13 protein-coding genes are annotated in these 15669 nt (G+C 71.4%); 5 read left to right on the top strand and 8 right to left on the bottom strand.

The genetic code is table 11. The features are described from left to right. Positions 1-55: 55 nt before the first annotated feature. From AK36_RS14755 to AK36_RS14745, 3 genes are all read right to left on the bottom strand, one after another. On the bottom strand, positions 56-613 hold the full coding sequence (locus tag AK36_RS14755) for a sugar O-acetyltransferase (protein WP_045578729.1): 558 nt from the start codon (positions 611-613) through the stop codon (positions 56-58). A 63-nt stretch (positions 614-676) separates the two neighbouring features. Next, the gene (locus tag AK36_RS14750) at positions 677-1645 is read right to left on the bottom strand and encodes an ion channel (protein ID WP_041493904.1); all 969 of its coding nucleotides are present in this window, start codon (positions 1643-1645) and stop codon (positions 677-679) included. Between the two features lie 196 nt (positions 1646-1841). Next, positions 1842-2861: a sulfate ABC transporter substrate-binding protein gene (locus AK36_RS14745; RefSeq protein ID WP_045578728.1), complete on the bottom strand. Its 1020-nt coding sequence runs from the start codon at positions 2859-2861 to the stop codon at positions 1842-1844. A gap of 451 nt (positions 2862-3312) precedes the next feature. Between AK36_RS14745 and dapA the strand changes: the two genes are divergently transcribed. Further along, on the top strand, positions 3313-4206 hold the full coding sequence (gene dapA, locus AK36_RS14740; RefSeq protein ID WP_045578727.1) for a 4-hydroxy-tetrahydrodipicolinate synthase: 894 nt from the start codon (positions 3313-3315) through the stop codon (positions 4204-4206). A 345-nt stretch (positions 4207-4551) separates the two neighbouring features. Here the strand turns inward: dapA and AK36_RS14735 are convergent, their stop codons facing one another. Continuing rightward, the gene (locus AK36_RS14735) at positions 4552-5634 is read right to left on the bottom strand and encodes a LysR substrate-binding domain-containing protein (RefSeq protein WP_106919346.1); all 1083 of its coding nucleotides are present in this window, start codon (positions 5632-5634) and stop codon (positions 4552-4554) included. 106 nt (positions 5635-5740) lie between these two features. On the opposite strand from AK36_RS14735, the gene AK36_RS14730 reads away from it, so the two are divergent. Beyond that, positions 5741-7162: an MFS transporter gene (locus AK36_RS14730; RefSeq protein WP_045578725.1), complete on the top strand. Its 1422-nt coding sequence runs from the start codon at positions 5741-5743 to the stop codon at positions 7160-7162. 177 nt (positions 7163-7339) lie between these two features. Here AK36_RS14730 and AK36_RS14725 read toward each other — a convergent pair whose 3' ends face one another. From AK36_RS14725 to AK36_RS14715, 3 genes are read right to left on the bottom strand one after another with little or no spacing between them, the layout of a single operon-like run. Further along, positions 7340-9565, bottom strand: a complete 2226-nt coding sequence (locus tag AK36_RS14725) for a xanthine dehydrogenase family protein molybdopterin-binding subunit (protein WP_045578724.1) — start codon at positions 9563-9565, stop codon at positions 7340-7342. Continuing rightward, entirely contained in the window at positions 9562-10560 is a 999-nt protein-coding gene (locus tag AK36_RS14720) for an FAD binding domain-containing protein (protein WP_011886194.1), read from the bottom strand. Before AK36_RS14720 ends, AK36_RS14725 begins: the two co-directional genes overlap by 4 nt. An 18-nt stretch (positions 10561-10578) precedes the next feature. Beyond that, on the bottom strand, positions 10579-11325 hold the full coding sequence (locus tag AK36_RS14715) for a (2Fe-2S)-binding protein (RefSeq protein ID WP_045578723.1): 747 nt from the start codon (positions 11323-11325) through the stop codon (positions 10579-10581). Between the two features lie 545 nt (positions 11326-11870). Here AK36_RS14715 and AK36_RS14710 point away from each other — a divergent pair. Together AK36_RS14710 and AK36_RS14705 are read left to right on the top strand one after the other, a co-directional pair. Beyond that, the gene (locus AK36_RS14710; RefSeq protein ID WP_045578722.1) at positions 11871-12149 is read left to right on the top strand and encodes a hypothetical protein; all 279 of its coding nucleotides are present in this window, start codon (positions 11871-11873) and stop codon (positions 12147-12149) included. A 49-nt stretch (positions 12150-12198) separates the two neighbouring features. Continuing rightward, the gene (locus AK36_RS14705) at positions 12199-14319 is read left to right on the top strand and encodes a phosphocholine-specific phospholipase C (RefSeq protein WP_045578721.1); all 2121 of its coding nucleotides are present in this window, start codon (positions 12199-12201) and stop codon (positions 14317-14319) included. A 42-nt stretch (positions 14320-14361) separates the two neighbouring features. On the opposite strand, the gene AK36_RS14700 is transcribed toward AK36_RS14705, so the two are convergent. Next, positions 14362-14985: an RBBP9/YdeN family alpha/beta hydrolase gene (locus AK36_RS14700; protein ID WP_011886198.1), complete on the bottom strand. Its 624-nt coding sequence runs from the start codon at positions 14983-14985 to the stop codon at positions 14362-14364. A 243-nt stretch (positions 14986-15228) separates the two neighbouring features. On the opposite strand from AK36_RS14700, the gene AK36_RS14695 reads away from it, so the two are divergent. Beyond that, positions 15229-15666, top strand: a complete 438-nt coding sequence (locus AK36_RS14695) for a VOC family protein (RefSeq protein ID WP_045578720.1) — start codon at positions 15229-15231, stop codon at positions 15664-15666. Positions 15667-15669: the final 3 nt, after the last annotated feature.

Below are 15669 nucleotides of genomic sequence, written 5' to 3'. Positions count from 1 at the left end.
GAAATGCCGGTTGTCCACATCCGCCGCGCAGTGGCGTCGCCGCCGCCCCACGCCGTCACTCCGCGATCGAACGGACGATCCGCGCCGGGTTGCCGGCGACCAGCGTATCCGGCGGGACGTCGCGCGTCACGACCGAGCCGGCGCCGACCACCGCGTTCTCGCCGACCGTCACGCCGCCGAGGATCGTCGCGCCCGCGCCGATCCACACGTTGTTGCCGATCGAGATCGGCCGGGCCACGACCGCGTCGCGTCGGCGCGACGGCTCGAGCGGATGGCCGGACGTGATGAGGCTCACGTTCGGCCCGATCATCGCGTCGTCGCCGATGTCGAGGCCGCCGAGGTCGTAGAACGTGCAGTTCTGGTTGACGAACACGTTCCGGCCGATCCGCGTGGCTGCGCCGCCGGTTGCGTAGAACGGCGGAATCAGCAGGAAGCCGTCGTCGATCGGCTTGCCCGTCAGTTCGCCGAACAGGCTGCGGACTTCGTCCGCATCGGCGAACGTCAGCCGGTTGAGCCGCGCGGTGATCGCCATCGCGCGCGCGAGCTCGGCGCGCATCGCCGCCGATTCGGGCGTGCGCCGGGAAATGACCGTCGTGCGGTCGTCGTGGGCCATGCGGTGCCTTCTCCGTGGGTTCGATCCGGCGCGCGGCGCATCACGCTGGGTGCGGCGCGCCGCTCATGCGGCCGGCCCGGGCGCGCGCGCCGACCCGCCCGCATCGACCACCTCGCCCGGCAGACCGCCTGCGTCGCTGTCCGCGTCGACCGGCACGACCTCGTGAAAATGCGTGTAGTCGATGTGCGTGATGCCGCCCTCGTCGCGCATCAGGTCGACATAGCGGTGACGCCAGCGGATCTCGGCGTGGGTCCACGTGTGGCGCGCCTGCATGACCTGCGACGTCGTCTCGTCGGAGCCCTCGATCGTGATCAGCAGCGACGCGTCGCGCGCAGCGAGCGATTCGGCCGTTTCGCCGAACAGCGGGCTGGTTTCGTCGATCACGTGCATCAGGTTCCAGCCGAGCAGGAAGATCGGATGCTCGTTGCGCACGAGCGGCAGATCGTGGATCTTGCGCAGCGTATAGCCTTCGTGCGTGCCTTCGACCCGCATCAGCCGCAGTTTCGCCTGCGCTTCGGCGATCACGTTCTGACGCGCGTTGGCGGCGCGGACCATCAGCGTCATCCGCCCGTCCAGCGGCCGCACGATCGCGTAGCGCGCGAACAGGATCTTCGCCTGCGGTCGCGAAAAGCGCGCGAACACGAGGCCGGTGGCCAATGCGATGCCCGACATCCCGATGAAGATCTCGAACGTGGCGACGACGTGCGCGTAGACGGTCTGCGGATGCATGTCGCCGTAGCCGACCGTCGCGAGCGTCTCGACGCTGAAGAAGAACGCGCCGGTGAAGCCGGCCGGCGACTGGTTCGCGATCGGCTCGTGGCCGAGCAGGTAGAGCAGCGCGAAGCCGCCGTTGATCAGCAGGAACAGCACCGCGAGCGACAGGAAGAACACGGGCCAGGTGACCGTCAGCGCGCGGTGATACAGGTCGCGCCAGCCGAGCGGCGGCATGCCGTACGCGATCACCGGGCGGGTGCCGGACCAGATCCGGCGGCCCCGGCCGCGGGAGAAAGGGGAAGACGGATCGACGTTCATCGCGCGACGCCTGGGACAGGAAGGCGATGAGCGTAGCATGCGCGGGCGCGGGGCGCGCGTACGGTGCGGAGGTCGCGCGGGGAGGGGTTTCGTGCAGCGCTCACGCGCTGCACCGAGGCCGCGGTGCGCGCGAGATCGGCGCTGCGCCGACGGACGCGCGGCGCGCGAAAGATCGCGCCCTCCGCGCGCGCCGCCCTTACTTCCGGTCGACGATCACGCGATCGAACGTGCCGCCGTCGGCGAAGTGCGTCTTCTGCGCGTTCGCCCAGCTGCCGAAAACCTGCTCGACGCTGAACGTCTTCAGCGGCTTGAACTCGGCCGCGTGCTTTTTCAGCACGTTCGGATCGCGCGGGCGCAGATGGTGCTGCGCGACGATCTCCTGCGCCTGCGGCGTGTACAGATAAGCGAGATAGGCCTGCGCGACCTTGCGCGTGCCCTTTTTGTCGACGACCTTGTCGACCACGGCGACGGGCGGCTCCGCGAGAATGCTCGCCGACGGATACACCGCGTCGAATTGCGCGCCCGATGCGCCGGTGTCCATCAGCGCGACCTCGTTCTCGAACGTGACGAGCACGTCGCCGATGCCGCGCTGCGTGAAGGTCGTCGTCGCGCCGCGGCCGCCCGAATCGAGCACCGGCACGTTGCGGAAGATCGCCTTCTCGAAATCGAGCGCCTGCTGGTCGGTCGCGCCCTTCTGCTTCTGATAGCCCCACGCGGCAAGATACGCGTAGCGGCCGTTGCCCGACGTCTTCGGATTCGCGATGACCACCTGCACGCCCGGCTTCGCGAGATCGCTCCAGTCCTTGATGGCCTTCGGGTTGCCCTTGCGCACGAGGAACACCATCGTCGTCGAGTACGGCGAGCTGTTGTCGGGCAAGCGCGCGCGCCAGTCCTTCGACAGCAGCTGGCCGCGCTCGGCGAGCAGGTCGATGTCGTTCGGCTGGTTCATCGTCACGACGTCGGCCTGCAGCCCTTGCAGCACCGACAGCGCCTGCGCGCTCGACGCGCCGTGCGACTGCTTGATCGTCACCGTTTCGCCGGTCTGCTGCTTGTACGCCGCGGCGAAGCTCGCGTTGATGTCCTTGTACAGCTCGCGCGTCACGTCGTACGACACGTTGAGGATCGACGTGTCCGCGTGCGCGGCCGTTGCCGCCACGACCAGCGCCGCCGCCGTGCCGGCGTGCAGCCAGCGGCCGATCACCTTGATGCCTGCCATCGCGATATACCCCGTTTCCAGTGGTGGTGAATGTGCGTGACGGCGCGCGTGCGCACCGTCATCGAAACGTAAGCGGGCATTCTAGCGGCCGGGCGCCGCGCGCCTTCCAATCTGTCGTGGAAAGCAAATCTGGAATTCTGCTAACGCGGCACGCCGGCGCGCGCGCGCGCCGGCCGCGGTGTTAAGATCGCCGCTCAGCCCTTTTCCCGGTCCATCCATGTCCGCTGCTCCGCGCTCGCTGTCGATCCTCGCCGCCACCGCGGCAGGTGTGCGCGCGGCCGGGCTGAAACTGAAAAAACGACTCCTCGACTGACGGGGACGTCGCGTCCCGTCAGGCGAATGCCGGACGGGATGCCCGCGGGTCGTTGCTTTCTCCTTGCCCGCATGCCTCGCTCCGGCGCCCGCCGGCGGAACGGTTCCTCTCCACTCCGTTCTCACCATGAGGCTTTGCATGCACACACGTTTCGAAGGTATCTGGCTGCCGATCATCACGCCGTTCCACGACGGCGAGGTCGACCACGGCGCGCTCGCGCGGCTCGCGCGCCATTACGCGGCGGCCGGCATCGCCGGCTTCGTCGCGGGCGCGACGACCGGCGAGGGCGTGCTGCTCGACGCGCGCGAACAGGATGCGGTGTTCGCGACGCTGCGCGACGCGGCGCCCGGCATGCCGATCGTCGTCGGGCTCACCGCGAGCGCGACCCACTTCGCGGCCGCCCGCGCACGCGAGCTCGCCGCGCTGCGGCCCGACGGGCTGCTCGTCACGCCGCCCGTCTACGTGAGGCCGACGCAGGACGGCATCCGCCGTCACGTCGAGGCGATCGTCGCCGCGGCCGATGGGCCGGTGCTCGTCTACAACATCCCGTACCGCACCGGCGTGAACGTCGAACTGGAGACGTTGCAGGCGCTCGCGCGCGATGCGCGCGTGGCCGGCGTCAAGGAGTGCGGCGGCACGCTCGACCGGCTGAGCCGGCTCGTGCACGACACGCCGCTCGCGATCCTGTCCGGCGACGACAACCAGAACTTCGCGGCGCTCTGTGCAGGCGCGCACGGCGCGATCGCGAGCAGCGCGCACGTGCTGCCCGAATGGCACGTGCGCATCCACGCGCTGCTGCGCGACGGCCGCCTCGCCGACGCGCGACGGCTGGCGGTCGCGTTGCAACCGCTCGTCGCGGCGCTGTTCGCCGAGCCGAATCCCGCGCCGGTGAAGGCGCTGCTGGCCGCGCAAGGATGGTGCGAAGACGGGCTGCGGTTGCCGTTCGTGCCCGCGAGCGCCGCGTTGCGCGACAGGCTCGGCGAGCTGTGGGCGGCGCTGCAGGCGCACGCGCCGGCGGTTGCGGCGGTGTAGGGCGAGGGGTATGGGCGCGTGGGGCCGGCTGGGGTGGGGGTCGGAGTACGGCGAGGCGGTCGGTGTGCCGGGGCGCCGGGTGAACCGCAAGCGGTGCGTTTCGCCGACCGGACGGCGCCGCTGCGCGACACGGCCGTCGGCGCGCGGGCGAGCGAGCGGGCGAGCGAACGAGCGAGCGGGCGCGCAGGCGAGCGGGCGAACGCGGCGGACGATCGAACGGGCTACCGTCGATGCGGCGGCGTGCCGGACGCTCACGCCGCCCATCGAAGCCTGAGCGCCAGCGGCGAGCGCGCCCGCTCACTCGAGCCGCGCGCGCCGCCTCACGCGACACCGCCCCGACGAACCTCAGGCCGCCAGCGCCACCGCGTCGCGCCGGGTCGCGTCGCGCACGGCCTGCGTCACGATCTGCGCGAGCCGTTCCACGGTCGGCGTCGCCGACGACGTGCGGCGCAGCAACAGCAGCGGCAGGCTCGGCAGCGCGGGCAGGCCGCACGCGGCCGTGTCGAGTGCGCGCACCGACGCGGGCAACCCGTAATGCGAGCGCACCGTGACGCCCAGCCCGGCCGCCGCGGCCGCCCATAGTCCGGCCAGGCTCGGCGTGGTGAATGCGACGCGCCACGGCAAGCCCGCGCGGTCGAGCGCGTCGGTCGCCGCGGCGAAGAAGCGGCACGGCCGGTCGAACACGACGAGCGGCAGCGGCTCTCCACGCTCTGCCTGCTCTGCCTGCTCTGCCTGCTCTGCCTGCTCTGCCTGCTCTGCCTGCGCACCCGGCGTGCGCTCCGCGGCGGTACTCGCAGCGCCGTCGCGTGCGGCATCCGACGTTGCGCCGGTGTCGGCCACGCCGACGTCGCCCGCGCCCACCGCCGCGATCCACTGCATCGGCACCTGGGCGATCGCGTCGCTGTCGATGCCCGCGCGCAACATCAGGCTCGCCGATGCCGGATCGCCCCACACGAGTGCGAGATCGAGCTGATTCGCGTCGAGCCGCTCGAGCAGCTCGGCATTGCGCGCGACGCGCGCCTCGATCCGCACCTTCGGATGCGCGCGCGCAAAACGCCCGAGCACGTCGGGCAGGATCGCTTCGCCGAAATCCTCCTGCAGCCCGACCCGCACCCAGCCGTCGAGATTCACGCCGCGCACGGCCGCGGCCGCTTCGTCGTTCAGTTCGATCATGCGGCGCGCGTAGCGCAGCATCGCGTCGCCCGCGTCGGTCAGCGCCAGCCCGCGGCCGGCCTTCACGAACAGCGGCGTGCCGGCCTGCTCCTCGAGCTTGCGGATCTGCGCGCTCACCGCCGACGACGAGCGCGCGACGCGATCGGCCGCCTTCGTGAAGCTGCCGAGGTCGACGCCCGCCACCAGGCTGCGCAGCGCCGCGACATCGAAATTGGGACGCGCAAGCGCGGCGTCGCTAGGGTCTCGCATCGGCATCTCGATCATCCCGTTTTGTCGAACGATTCATCAAAAACTTTCCAATTTTCAGGATGAATGTAGGTCGCCACACTGACGATGTCAATTTGCGCACGGACCCGTCGTCATGGATACCTCCTGCCTCGCTTCCCCGTCCGCGCGCGCCGGCGCTGCGCGCGGCCCGGCGCATCGCTGGCGCGTGCTCGCTGCCGGCGTCGCGGCGAACATGAGCTTTTCGGCCGCCGCGGCCGGCATTCCGACCACCGCCGTGTGGATGCGCTCGGCCTATCACCTCGACAACGCCGCGCTCGGCCTCGTGCTCGGCGCGCTGGGCTTCGGCGTCGCGCTGTCGGAGTTGCCGTGGGGCATCGCGGCCGATCGCTTCGGCGATCGGCGCGTGCTGCTCACCGGCCTCGTCGCGACCGCCGCGATGCTCGCGGTGATGGTCGCCGCGATCGTGCCGAGCGCGCATGCCGTGCCGCCGCTGCTGCGCGTCGTGGCGGCGATGTGCTGCGTCGGCCTGCTCGGCGGCAGCGTGAACGGTTCGAGCGGACGCGCGGTGATGCGCTGGTTCGGCGAACGCGAACGCGGGCTCGCGATGAGCATCCGGCAGACGGCCGTGCCGCTGGGCGGCGGCGTCGGCGCGGCGCTGCTGCCGGCGCTCGCGTCGCATGCGGGCTTCGCCGCGGTGTACGGCGCGTTGATGCTGCTGTGCGCGGTGTCGGCGGCGCTCACGTGGCGCTGGTTGCACGAGCCGCCGGTTGGGGTGGTTGCGTTCGCGCCGTCCGCCACTTCCGCCGCATCGGTCGCGACGGCTACATCCGGCGCATCAGACTCATCGGACTCGTCGTTCGCATCCGCCGCATCGGTCCCATCGGCAACATCCCGCACATCCGACTCATCGGTCGCATCCGTCGCGCCGGCCACCTCGAGCACCTCGACCACGCCGCCCGCCGCACAGCAAGCGTCCGCCGCTCCCGCGCGCGGCCCGCTGGCGAGCGCCCGCGTGTGGCGCATCGTGCTCGGCATCGGCGCGTTGTGCGCGCCGCAGTTCGCGGTGCTCACGTTCGCGACCGTGTTCCTGCACGATTTCGGCCGGCTCGGGCTCGCCGGCATCAGCACGGCGATGGTCGCGCTGCAGGCCGGCGCCATGGTGATGCGCGTGTGGAGCGGCCGCCATACCGACCGGCACGGCAACCGGCGTGCGTACCTGCGCGGGTCGGTCTGCGTCGCGGCCGGCGCGTTCGCGCTGCTCGCCGCAGCGACGGCCGCCAGCCCCTACGTACCGCTCGGCGCGATCGTCGCGATTCTCGTGTTCGCCGGCATCTGCGTGTCCGCGTGGCACGGCGTCGCGTACACCGAACTGGCGACGCTCGCCGGCGCAAACCACGCGGGCACCGCGCTCGGGATGGCAAACACGGTCGTCTATCTCGGCCTCTTCGCCACGCCGCTCGCGATCCCGCCGCTGCTCGCCGTCAGTTCGTGGAGCGTCGTATGGCTCGCGACCGCGTTGATCGCAGCGGCGACTTATCCGCTGTTCGCACGCTAACTCACGAGCTAATCGACGGACCAAGCCACCCGCCGACTCACGCGCGGGCGAGTCGGCGCGCGGCACACGCCACGCGATACACGCGGCACATGCAGCCGCAGCCGCACGCGCTCGCACCGCGCGCGACAACGCCCCATGCGCAGCAACTTGCGGCGCAGAACCCCGCGCCGCTGACGCTCAGCCCATCGCCGACGTCGCCACCTTGTCGAGCGTGATCGGCAGATCGCGCACGCGCACGCCGGTCGCGTGATAGACGGCATTGGCGATCGCGGCCGGCACGCCGGTGATGCCGATCTCGCCGATCCCGCGGATGCCGAGCGGATTGAAATGCGTGTCGCGCTCGTCGACGAAGATCACGTCGAGTTCGCCGATGTCCGCGTTCACCGGCACGTGATATTCGGCGAGGTTCGCGTTCGTGAAGCGGCCGTGCCGCACGTCGAGATACGACCCCTCCTCGAGCGCGGTGCCGAGCCCCCACACCATGCCGCCGATCAGCTGGCTGCGCGCCGTCTTCGCGTTCAGCACGCTGCCGACGCTGTATGCGCCGACGATGCGCGGCACGCGGATCGTGCCCAGCTCGGCGTCGACGTGCACCTCCGCGAACACCGCCCCGAACGAATGCGACGCATAGCGCGACTTCTCGTCGCCCGGCTTCGTCGTCGCCTGCACGTCGATCGGCCGGCCGCCCGCGCGCGCGATCACCGCCGCGGCGGGATCGCGCCGCGACGGATCGCGGCGATGCACGACCCAGCCGTCGTCGACCGTCACGTCGTCGGCCGCGACGCCGTGCAGCGGCGAACCGGGTGCGCCCACGGCCAGCGCGATCAGCTGCGCGCGCGCCTGCAGCGCGGCCTCGCGCACGGCAGGCGCGACGCTCGCCGCCGTCTGCGAGCCGCCCGACACCGGCGCGCGCGGCAGCCCGGAGTCGCCCAACACGAAACGCACGTCGCGCACCGCGAAGCCGAGCGCGTCGGCGGCCACCTGCGTCATCACCGTGTAGGTGCCCGTGCCGATGTCCTGCGTGCCCGATGCCACTTCGGCCGTACCGTCCGGCAGAATGCGCGCGCGCGCCGACGCCTCGCTGCGGTTCGCCGGGTACGTGGCGGCCGCCATCCCGAGACCGATCAGCGTGTCGCCGTCGCGCATCGTGCGCGGCGCGCCGGTGCGGCGCGACCAGCCGAAGCGCTGCGCGCCGAGCCGGTAGCACGCGCGCAGTTCGTTGCTCGACCACGGCTTGCCGTCCTGCGGATCGACCTGCGCGTAGTTCGCGAGCCGCAATTCGACCGGGTCCATCCGCAGCTGCCACGCGAGTTCGTCCATCGCCGACTCGAGCGCGAACGACCCCGACGCCTCGCCCGGCGCGCGCATGAAGGTCGGCGTGCCGACGTTCAGCGACACGATCCGGTGCGTCGTCGCCTGGCTCGGCACCGCGTACATGATCCGCGACGGCATCCCGCACATCTCGGTCCAGTCCTCGAACGTCGAGGTGGTCACGATCGAATCGTGGCGCATCGCGGTCAGCGTGCCGTCGGCGCGTGCGGCCAGCACGACGCGCTGCTCGGTGTACGGCCGCGAGCCGACCGGACCGAACATCTGCGGCCGCGTCAGCACGAGCCGCACCGGCCGACCGGCCTGCTTCGCGGCCATCGCGCACAGCGACACGTGCGACCACGACGAGCCCTTGCAGCCGAAGCCGCCGCCGAGGAACGGCGACAGCACGCGCACCTGCTCCGGCGCGATGCCGAACACCGCGGCCACCGCGGTGCTCGCGCCCGACACGCCCTGCGTCGCGTCGTGCAGCGTGAGCGTCGGGCCGTCCCAGCGGGCCATCGTCGCATGCGGCTCGATCGGGTTGTGATGCTGCATCGGCGTCGTGTAGGTCGCGTCGATGCGCACCGCGCCTTCGCGCAGCCCCGCGTCGACGTCGCCGCGCTGCGTGTCCATCGGCCGCCCCTGCTGCTTCGGCGGCACGCGCGCGGCCGCCTTCTCGCGCGCGAAATCGAGCGCGGCGGCGCCCGGGCGATAGCGCACGCGCACCGCATCGGCGGCGGCGCTCGCCTGCTCGAGCGTCTGCGCGACGACGACCGCGACGGGCTCGTTGCTGTAGCGCACCGTGTCGTCCTGCAGCAGCGTGAGGTGCCGGCCCGCGGGCGGCGACAGCGGCGGCCGGCCGCCGTTGGGCAGCCGCATCGCGTTCTCGTGCGTGATCACGAGCAGCACGCCGGGCATCGCCCGCGCACGCGCCGTGTCGATCGATTCGATCCGCCCGGCCGCGATCGTGCTCGTCACGAGCACCGCGTGCGCGAGCCGCGGATCGGCGAATTCCGCCGCGTAATGCGCGCCGCCCGTCACCTTCAGCATGCCGTCGACGCGATCGAGCGGCTGTCCGGTCAGCGTGTTCATGCTGCACCTCCATTGGCTGCGGCGCGTTTCACCGCGCGCACGATCGCGCGCTGCGCGAGCGCGACCTTGAACGCATTGCCGTCGAGCGGCCGCGCATCGCGCAGCGCGAGCGCGGCGGCGTCGTGCAGCAACGCATCGGTCGGCGCGCGTCCCGCGAGATGCTGCTCGGCGAGCGTCGCGCGCAGCGGCTTGTGCGCCACACCGCCGAGCGCGATGCGCGCCTCCTCGATGCGCGCGCCGTCCATCCGCAACGCGGCCGCCACCGACACGAGCGCAAACGCGTAGCTCGTGCGATCGCGCACCTTCAGGTAATGCGCATGGCCGGCGAAGCGCGGCGGCGGCAGGTCCACCGCGGTGATCAGCTCGCCGGGCGCGAGCGTCGTGTCGAGATCGGGCCGGTCGCCGGGCAGGCGGTGAAACGACTCGAACGGAATCTGCCGCGCGCCGCGCGGGCCGCTCACCTGCACGACGGCGTCCAGCGCGGCGAGCGCAACGCTCATGTCCGACGGGTTCACCGCCACGCACTGCGGGCTCGCGCCGAGAATCGCGTGCATCCGGTTGTGGCCGCCGATGGCCGCGCAGCCGCTGCCCGGCTCGCGCTTGTTGCATTGCGCGAAGGCCGTGTCGTAGAAGTACGGACAGCGCGTGCGCTGCATCAGGTTGCCGCCGATGGTCGCCATGTTGCGCAGCTGCGCCGACGCGCCCGCGAGCAGCGCCTGCGACAGCAGCGGATAGTCCGCGCGGATGCGCGCATGATCGGCCGCATCGCTGTTGCGCACGAGCGCACCGATCCGCAGCCCGCCGTCGGGCAGCGCGTCGACCGTATCGAGGCCCGCGATGCGCGTGATGTCGATGAGCGCGACCGGTCGCGCCACGCCGCCCTTCATCAGATCGAGCAGGTTCGTGCCGCCGCCGATGAACGCCGCGCCCGGACGCTGCGCCGCGCGCACCGCGCCGGCGACGTCGGCCGCACGTTCGTAGGTGATCGCTTCCATTGCGATGCCCTCCGCCGGCTATGCGCTCGCCGCGTGCGCGGCGCGCACGGCGGCGACGATGTTGGAATACGCGCCGCAGCGGCACAGGTTGCCGCTCATGCGTTCGCGGATCTCGGCGTCCGTCAGCTGCACCGGGCGATGCCGCACGTCGGCGGTGACCGCGCTCGCCGCGCCGGCCGCGAACTCGTCGAGCAGCGCGGTCGCGGCGCACACCTGGCCGGGCGTGCAGTAACCGCACTGGAACGCATCGTGTGCGACGAACGCGCGCTGCACCGCGCTCGGCACGCCGTCGCGCGCGAGCCCTTCGACCGTCGTGATGCGCTGGCCTTCGTGCATCACCGCGAGCGTCAGACACGCATTGATGCGCCGCCCGTCGACGAGCACCGTGCAGGCGCCGCACTGCCCGCGGTCGCATCCCTTCTTCGTGCCGGTGAGCCCCGCGTACTCGCGCAGCGCGTCGAGCAGCGTGACGCGCGGCTCGAGTTGCAGCGTGTACGCGCGTCCGTTGATGTCGAGATGCACCGGCCGCGCGGGCACCGCGTCGCGGTGCGCAGGCGGCGCTGCGGCGGCCTCGCCCTGCGCATGCACGTGCGGCGCGGCGCCGACCGTCGCGGCCGCCGCCGCCGATTGCAGGAAGCGGCGACGCGCCGCGCTCGACGGCGTATCGGCCGGCTGCGACGGGGCGGGCCGGCTTTCGCCGAGCGGCGCGCGCGAAGCGGCGCGCCCGGGTTCGGCGGATGAGGAATCGGATCGATCGGTGGACATGAGTTCTGCTCGCTCGATGAGGGATGGACGCGGAAAGGCGGCCCGTGCCGGACCGGTCGTGCGCGAGCGCGCGCGCAGCGGCGCTCGGAGCAATTCCGGTGCCGCGCAGCAGCGACGCCGGCGCGCGTGTGCCGCGCACTCGGCCGGGATCGCGATGCGCGGCCGTATCCGAGCGCTGGATGGCGGCACGCTGACGCGCTGCTGGCAACGCGCCGACGAAGCGGCAACAAATACCGGCTCGCGGCATCGGAGGCGACATATCGACCGCCGCTCGCGCGCTGGCCGCGTCGCACTGCGCGCACATCGCGCGCGACACCGGTTCGCGCCTTCGCGTTGCACACGCATGTAAATGCGGCACGTCGTGCGCGTCCCGCTGGCAAATTCCGCCATGCACGTCTGCCTCATGCAGCCTTCGCCGAAAGCCACGGGACAGCTTCGCGAAAGCGTTTCGCGATCATGTTCCGGTCGCAAACGATTCACCGAAACGTCGCATCGCGCCGGCATACTGGAAAACGTTTGCCAATCAGCCTGCCAGGAGAGAAGTGATGCGTCGTGTCGTCGTTGCCGCCGTTCTGTGTGCCACCGCGCTCGTCGCCGCCTGCAGCGACGACGCGCCGCACGACGCGCAAGCGGCCGACGCGTCGCAGCAGGCCGGCGCGTCGTCGGGCACCGCGAGCGCGTTCAACAGCGATGCCGGCGCGCACGCTGCCGCGGCGGATGCCGCGCCGCTCGCGCCGCCCGTCGTCCACTTCCCGCCCGACGACGACGACGATGCAAAACCGGCGGCCGATGCGTCGGCCGCCGCGGCATCGTCGCCGCATTGATCGCGCCGTCCCCGCTCCCGTCCCGTTCGCAGAACCGAGGTAAAACGACATGACGTCATCCAGCCGCCGCCGTTTCCTGCATACCGTCGCGCAATCGGCGGGCGCCGCCGTCGCGCTCAACGCCTTCCCCGAATCGATCCGCCGTGCGCTCGCGATTCCCGCCGCGCGCGGCACCGGCACGATCCGCGATGTCCAGCACATCGTCGTGTTCATGCAGGAGAACCGCTCGTTCGACCATTACTTCGGACACCTGCGCGGCGTGCGCGGCTACAACGACCGCTTCCCGATCCCGCTGCCGAACGGCAAGCCGGTGTGGTACCAGCCGTCGAAGGAGGATCCGGGCAAGCCGGTGCTGCCGTTCCGGCTCGACACGAAGACGACCAGCGCGCAATGTCTCGGCGCGCTCGACCACTCGTGGGCGAAGACGCACGCGGCGATCGACGGCGGCCGCTACGACCAGTGGCCCGCGAACAAGACCGACATGACGATGGGCTATCACGTCCGCGACGACATCCCGTTCCACTACGCGCTCGCCGATGCGTTCACCGTCTGCGACAACTATTTCTGCTCGCTGCCGGGGCCGACGCACCCGAACCGCTCGTACCTGATGACCGGCACGATCGATCCGACCGGCAAGTTCGGCGGCCCGCTGCTCGACAACGCCGACTACGTCGACGGCGACCTGCCGCCCGCCTACCAGCTGCTGTCGTGGACGACCTTCCCGGAACGGCTCGAGGCGCGCGGCGTGTCTTGGCAGATCTACCAGCAGGGGCTCACGTGGGCCGATCCGTACAACGGCAACTACGGCACCAACATCCTGCAGAACTTCGCGAACTTCATCGACGCGAAGCCGGGCTCGTCGCTGTATCGGCGCGCGCAGACGGTGCGCACGCTCGACAACCTGAAGGACGACGTGATCAACGACCGGCTGCCGCAGGTGTCGTGGCTGCTGCCGCCGGCCGCGTTCTCCGAGCATCCGAAATACACGCCCGCGTACGGCGCGAACTACACGTCGCAGATCCTCGACGCGCTGACGTCGAACCCCGACGTGTGGGCGAAGACGGTGCTGTTCATCATGTACGACGAGAACGACGGCTTCTTCGATCACGTCGTGCCGCCGCAGCCGCCGACCTCGGCCGCGCAGGGCGCCTCGACGGTGACCACCGACGGCGAGCTGCACACGGTCGTGAACCCCGGCCGCGGCGGCAGCTATACGGCCGACGGGCTGCCGTACGGCCTCGGGCCGCGCGTGCCGATGACGGTCGTGTCGCCGTGGTCGAAGGGCGGCTTCGTGTGCTCGCAGGTGTTCGACCACACGTCGGTGATCCGCTTCATCGGCGAACGCTTCGGCGTCGACGAGCCGAACATCACGCCGTGGCGCCGCACCGTGTGCGGCGACCTCACCGCCGCGTTCGACTTCCGCTCGTCGGACGCGACCTTCCCGGCGCTGCCCGACACGAGCCAGTACCGCTCGATCGCCGATCAGCAATGCACGTCGCAGCCCGCGCCCACGGTGCCCGCGACGCCGTCGCCGATCGATCCGCAGGAGCCGGGCGTGCGGCCGGCCCGCGCGCTGCCGTACGAGCTGCACGTGAACGCGAGCATTTACGGCGGCAACACGCTGCGCATCGAATTCGCGAACCGCGGCAACCAGGGCGCGCACTTCCACGTGTACGCGACGAACCGCACCGACGGCCCGTGGCGCTACACGGTCGGCGCGCGCCGCGTGCTGCACGCGGACTTCGATCTGACCGAGACGAACGGTGCGTACGCGTTCTCGGTGTACGGCCCGAACGGGTTCGTGCGGGTCTTCGCGGGCGACGTGTCGGCCGCGACGGCGCGCCGCCGCAACCATGCGCAGCCCGAGGTGAAGGCCGGCTACGACGTCGCGAACGGCAATCTGTATCTGAAGCTGCGCAATCAAGGCAGCGGCCACGTGACGTTGACGCTGACCGACAACGCGTACGGCGCGCCGTCGCGACAGGTCACGCTGCACGGCGGCGACGAGCGCGTCGAGCAATGGGCGCTCGCGGCGAGCCATCACTGGTATGACGTGACGGTGAGCGACGGCGCGAACCCCACGTTCTCGCGGCGCTTCGCGGGCCACGTCGAGAACGGCCGGCCGAGCTATTCGGACCCGGCGGCGGTGAAGCCCGTCACGGTGTCGTAAGCGGGGTGACGCGGGGTGTGACGCGGGCGCGCGCCGCGCGCGTCACACCGCATGCGCGAGCGCGCGCTCGACGAGCGCGCGGTCGAAGCCGTCGGCCGCGTCGCGAAAGCGCAGCGGCGCCGCGCAATGCACGAGCGTGTCGATGAAATACTTCGCGCGCGGCCACGGCCCGAAGCCCGCCGCGGTGTTGACGTGCCCCGCGTCGCCGAGGTTCACGAACGCGCTGCCGAGCTGCCGCGCGAGCGTGCGCGCGTCGGCGAGCGGCATCCACGGATCGGTCTCGCTGCCGATCACGATCGACGGCACCGCGAGCCGGCGCGCGTCGAACGGCCCGGCGAACGTGAACTTCTTCGGACTGGCCGGCGCGACGAGCAGCACGCCCGCGACGTCGGCGGCCTGCGGCCATTGCGCGAGCGCATGCGCGGCGGCGAGGCAGCCGAAGCTGTGCGCGGCCAGCACGAACGGGCCGCGCTCGCGCTCGAGCAGCGCGCGCACCGACTGCGCCCAGCGCACGAGGTCGGGCGCATCCCAGTCGGCCTGCTCGACGCGCAACGAACGCGCGAACTGCCGTTCGAGCCAGCTCTGCCAGTGGGCGCCTTCGCTGCCGTGCAGGCCCGGAACGGTCACGAGCCGCGGCGGCCACGCCGATTTGCTGCATGCGCGCATGATTGCCCTCGCTTGCGTTGCTTGAAGACGAGCGTCGATTCTCGCGCGCCGCGCATCGCGGCCGAACCAATTTTTTGTGCTTTGCTTGTGCGCCGGCGGCACGCGCCGCGGCCGCTCGGCGTCGCCGGCAGCCCGGCGACGGCGCAACGCGCCGCGAGACCGTAGAATGTGGGCTTCCCGCTTGCCATGCACCGGATCGGAGCCGCGCGCCGCCGCGCCGTTCCGATCGACAGGAGACGCCCGATGTCCGCTTCGCCCGCCAGCGCGCTGCGCCCGTTCCATCTCGCCTTCCCCGTGACGAGCCTCGCCGCCGCGCGCGCGTTCTACGGCGGCCTGCTCGGCTGCGCCGAAGGCCGCAGCTCGGAACACTGGGTCGACTTCGACTTCTTCGGTCACCAGCTCGTCGCGCATCTCGCCCCTGACGAGACCGGCAGGAGCGCGGTGAATCCGGTCGACGGCGACGACGTGCCGGTGCGCCATTTCGGCGTCGTGCTGTCGATGGACGAATGGCATGCGCTCGCCGATACACTCCGCGCCGCGCACACGCGTTTCGTGATCGAGCCGCACATCCGCTTCAAGGGCGAGGTCGGCGAGCAGGCGACGATGTTCTTCCTCGATCCGTGCGGCAACGCGCTCGAGTTCAAGGCATTCGCCGACATCGGCCAGCTGTTCGCGAAGTAAGCG

Source organism: Burkholderia vietnamiensis LMG 10929 (assembly GCF_000959445.1).
Classification (GTDB): domain Bacteria; phylum Pseudomonadota; class Gammaproteobacteria; order Burkholderiales; family Burkholderiaceae; genus Burkholderia; species Burkholderia vietnamiensis.
Note: the sequence above shows the minus strand (reverse complement) of the source record. Positions and strands in the feature narration are given on the sequence as shown.

What these genes read in the sequence shown, in the direction of transcription:
- AK36_RS14755 (WP_045578729.1), bottom strand. Translation starts at nt 613, where the DNA reads ATGGCCCACGACGACCGCACGACGGTCATTTCCCGGCGCACGCCCGAA.
- AK36_RS14750 (WP_041493904.1), bottom strand. Translation starts at nt 1,645, where the DNA reads ATGAACGTCGATCCGTCTTCCCCTTTCTCCCGCGGCCGGGGCCGCCGG.
- AK36_RS14745 (WP_045578728.1), bottom strand. Translation starts at nt 2,861, where the DNA reads ATGGCAGGCATCAAGGTGATCGGCCGCTGGCTGCACGCCGGCACGGCG.
- dapA (WP_045578727.1), top strand. Translation starts at nt 3,313, where the DNA reads ATGCACACACGTTTCGAAGGTATCTGGCTGCCGATCATCACGCCGTTC.
- AK36_RS14735 (WP_106919346.1), bottom strand. Translation starts at nt 5,634, where the DNA reads ATGCCGATGCGAGACCCTAGCGACGCCGCGCTTGCGCGTCCCAATTTC.
- AK36_RS14730 (WP_045578725.1), top strand. Translation starts at nt 5,741, where the DNA reads ATGGATACCTCCTGCCTCGCTTCCCCGTCCGCGCGCGCCGGCGCTGCG.
- AK36_RS14725 (WP_045578724.1), bottom strand. Translation starts at nt 9,565, where the DNA reads ATGAACACGCTGACCGGACAGCCGCTCGATCGCGTCGACGGCATGCTG.
- AK36_RS14720 (WP_011886194.1), bottom strand. Translation starts at nt 10,560, where the DNA reads ATGGAAGCGATCACCTACGAACGTGCGGCCGACGTCGCCGGCGCGGTG.
- AK36_RS14715 (WP_045578723.1), bottom strand. Translation starts at nt 11,325, where the DNA reads ATGTCCACCGATCGATCCGATTCCTCATCCGCCGAACCCGGGCGCGCC.
- AK36_RS14710 (WP_045578722.1), top strand. Translation starts at nt 11,871, where the DNA reads ATGCGTCGTGTCGTCGTTGCCGCCGTTCTGTGTGCCACCGCGCTCGTC.
- AK36_RS14705 (WP_045578721.1), top strand. Translation starts at nt 12,199, where the DNA reads ATGACGTCATCCAGCCGCCGCCGTTTCCTGCATACCGTCGCGCAATCG.
- AK36_RS14700 (WP_011886198.1), bottom strand. Translation starts at nt 14,985, where the DNA reads ATGCGCGCATGCAGCAAATCGGCGTGGCCGCCGCGGCTCGTGACCGTT.
- AK36_RS14695 (WP_045578720.1), top strand. Translation starts at nt 15,229, where the DNA reads ATGTCCGCTTCGCCCGCCAGCGCGCTGCGCCCGTTCCATCTCGCCTTC.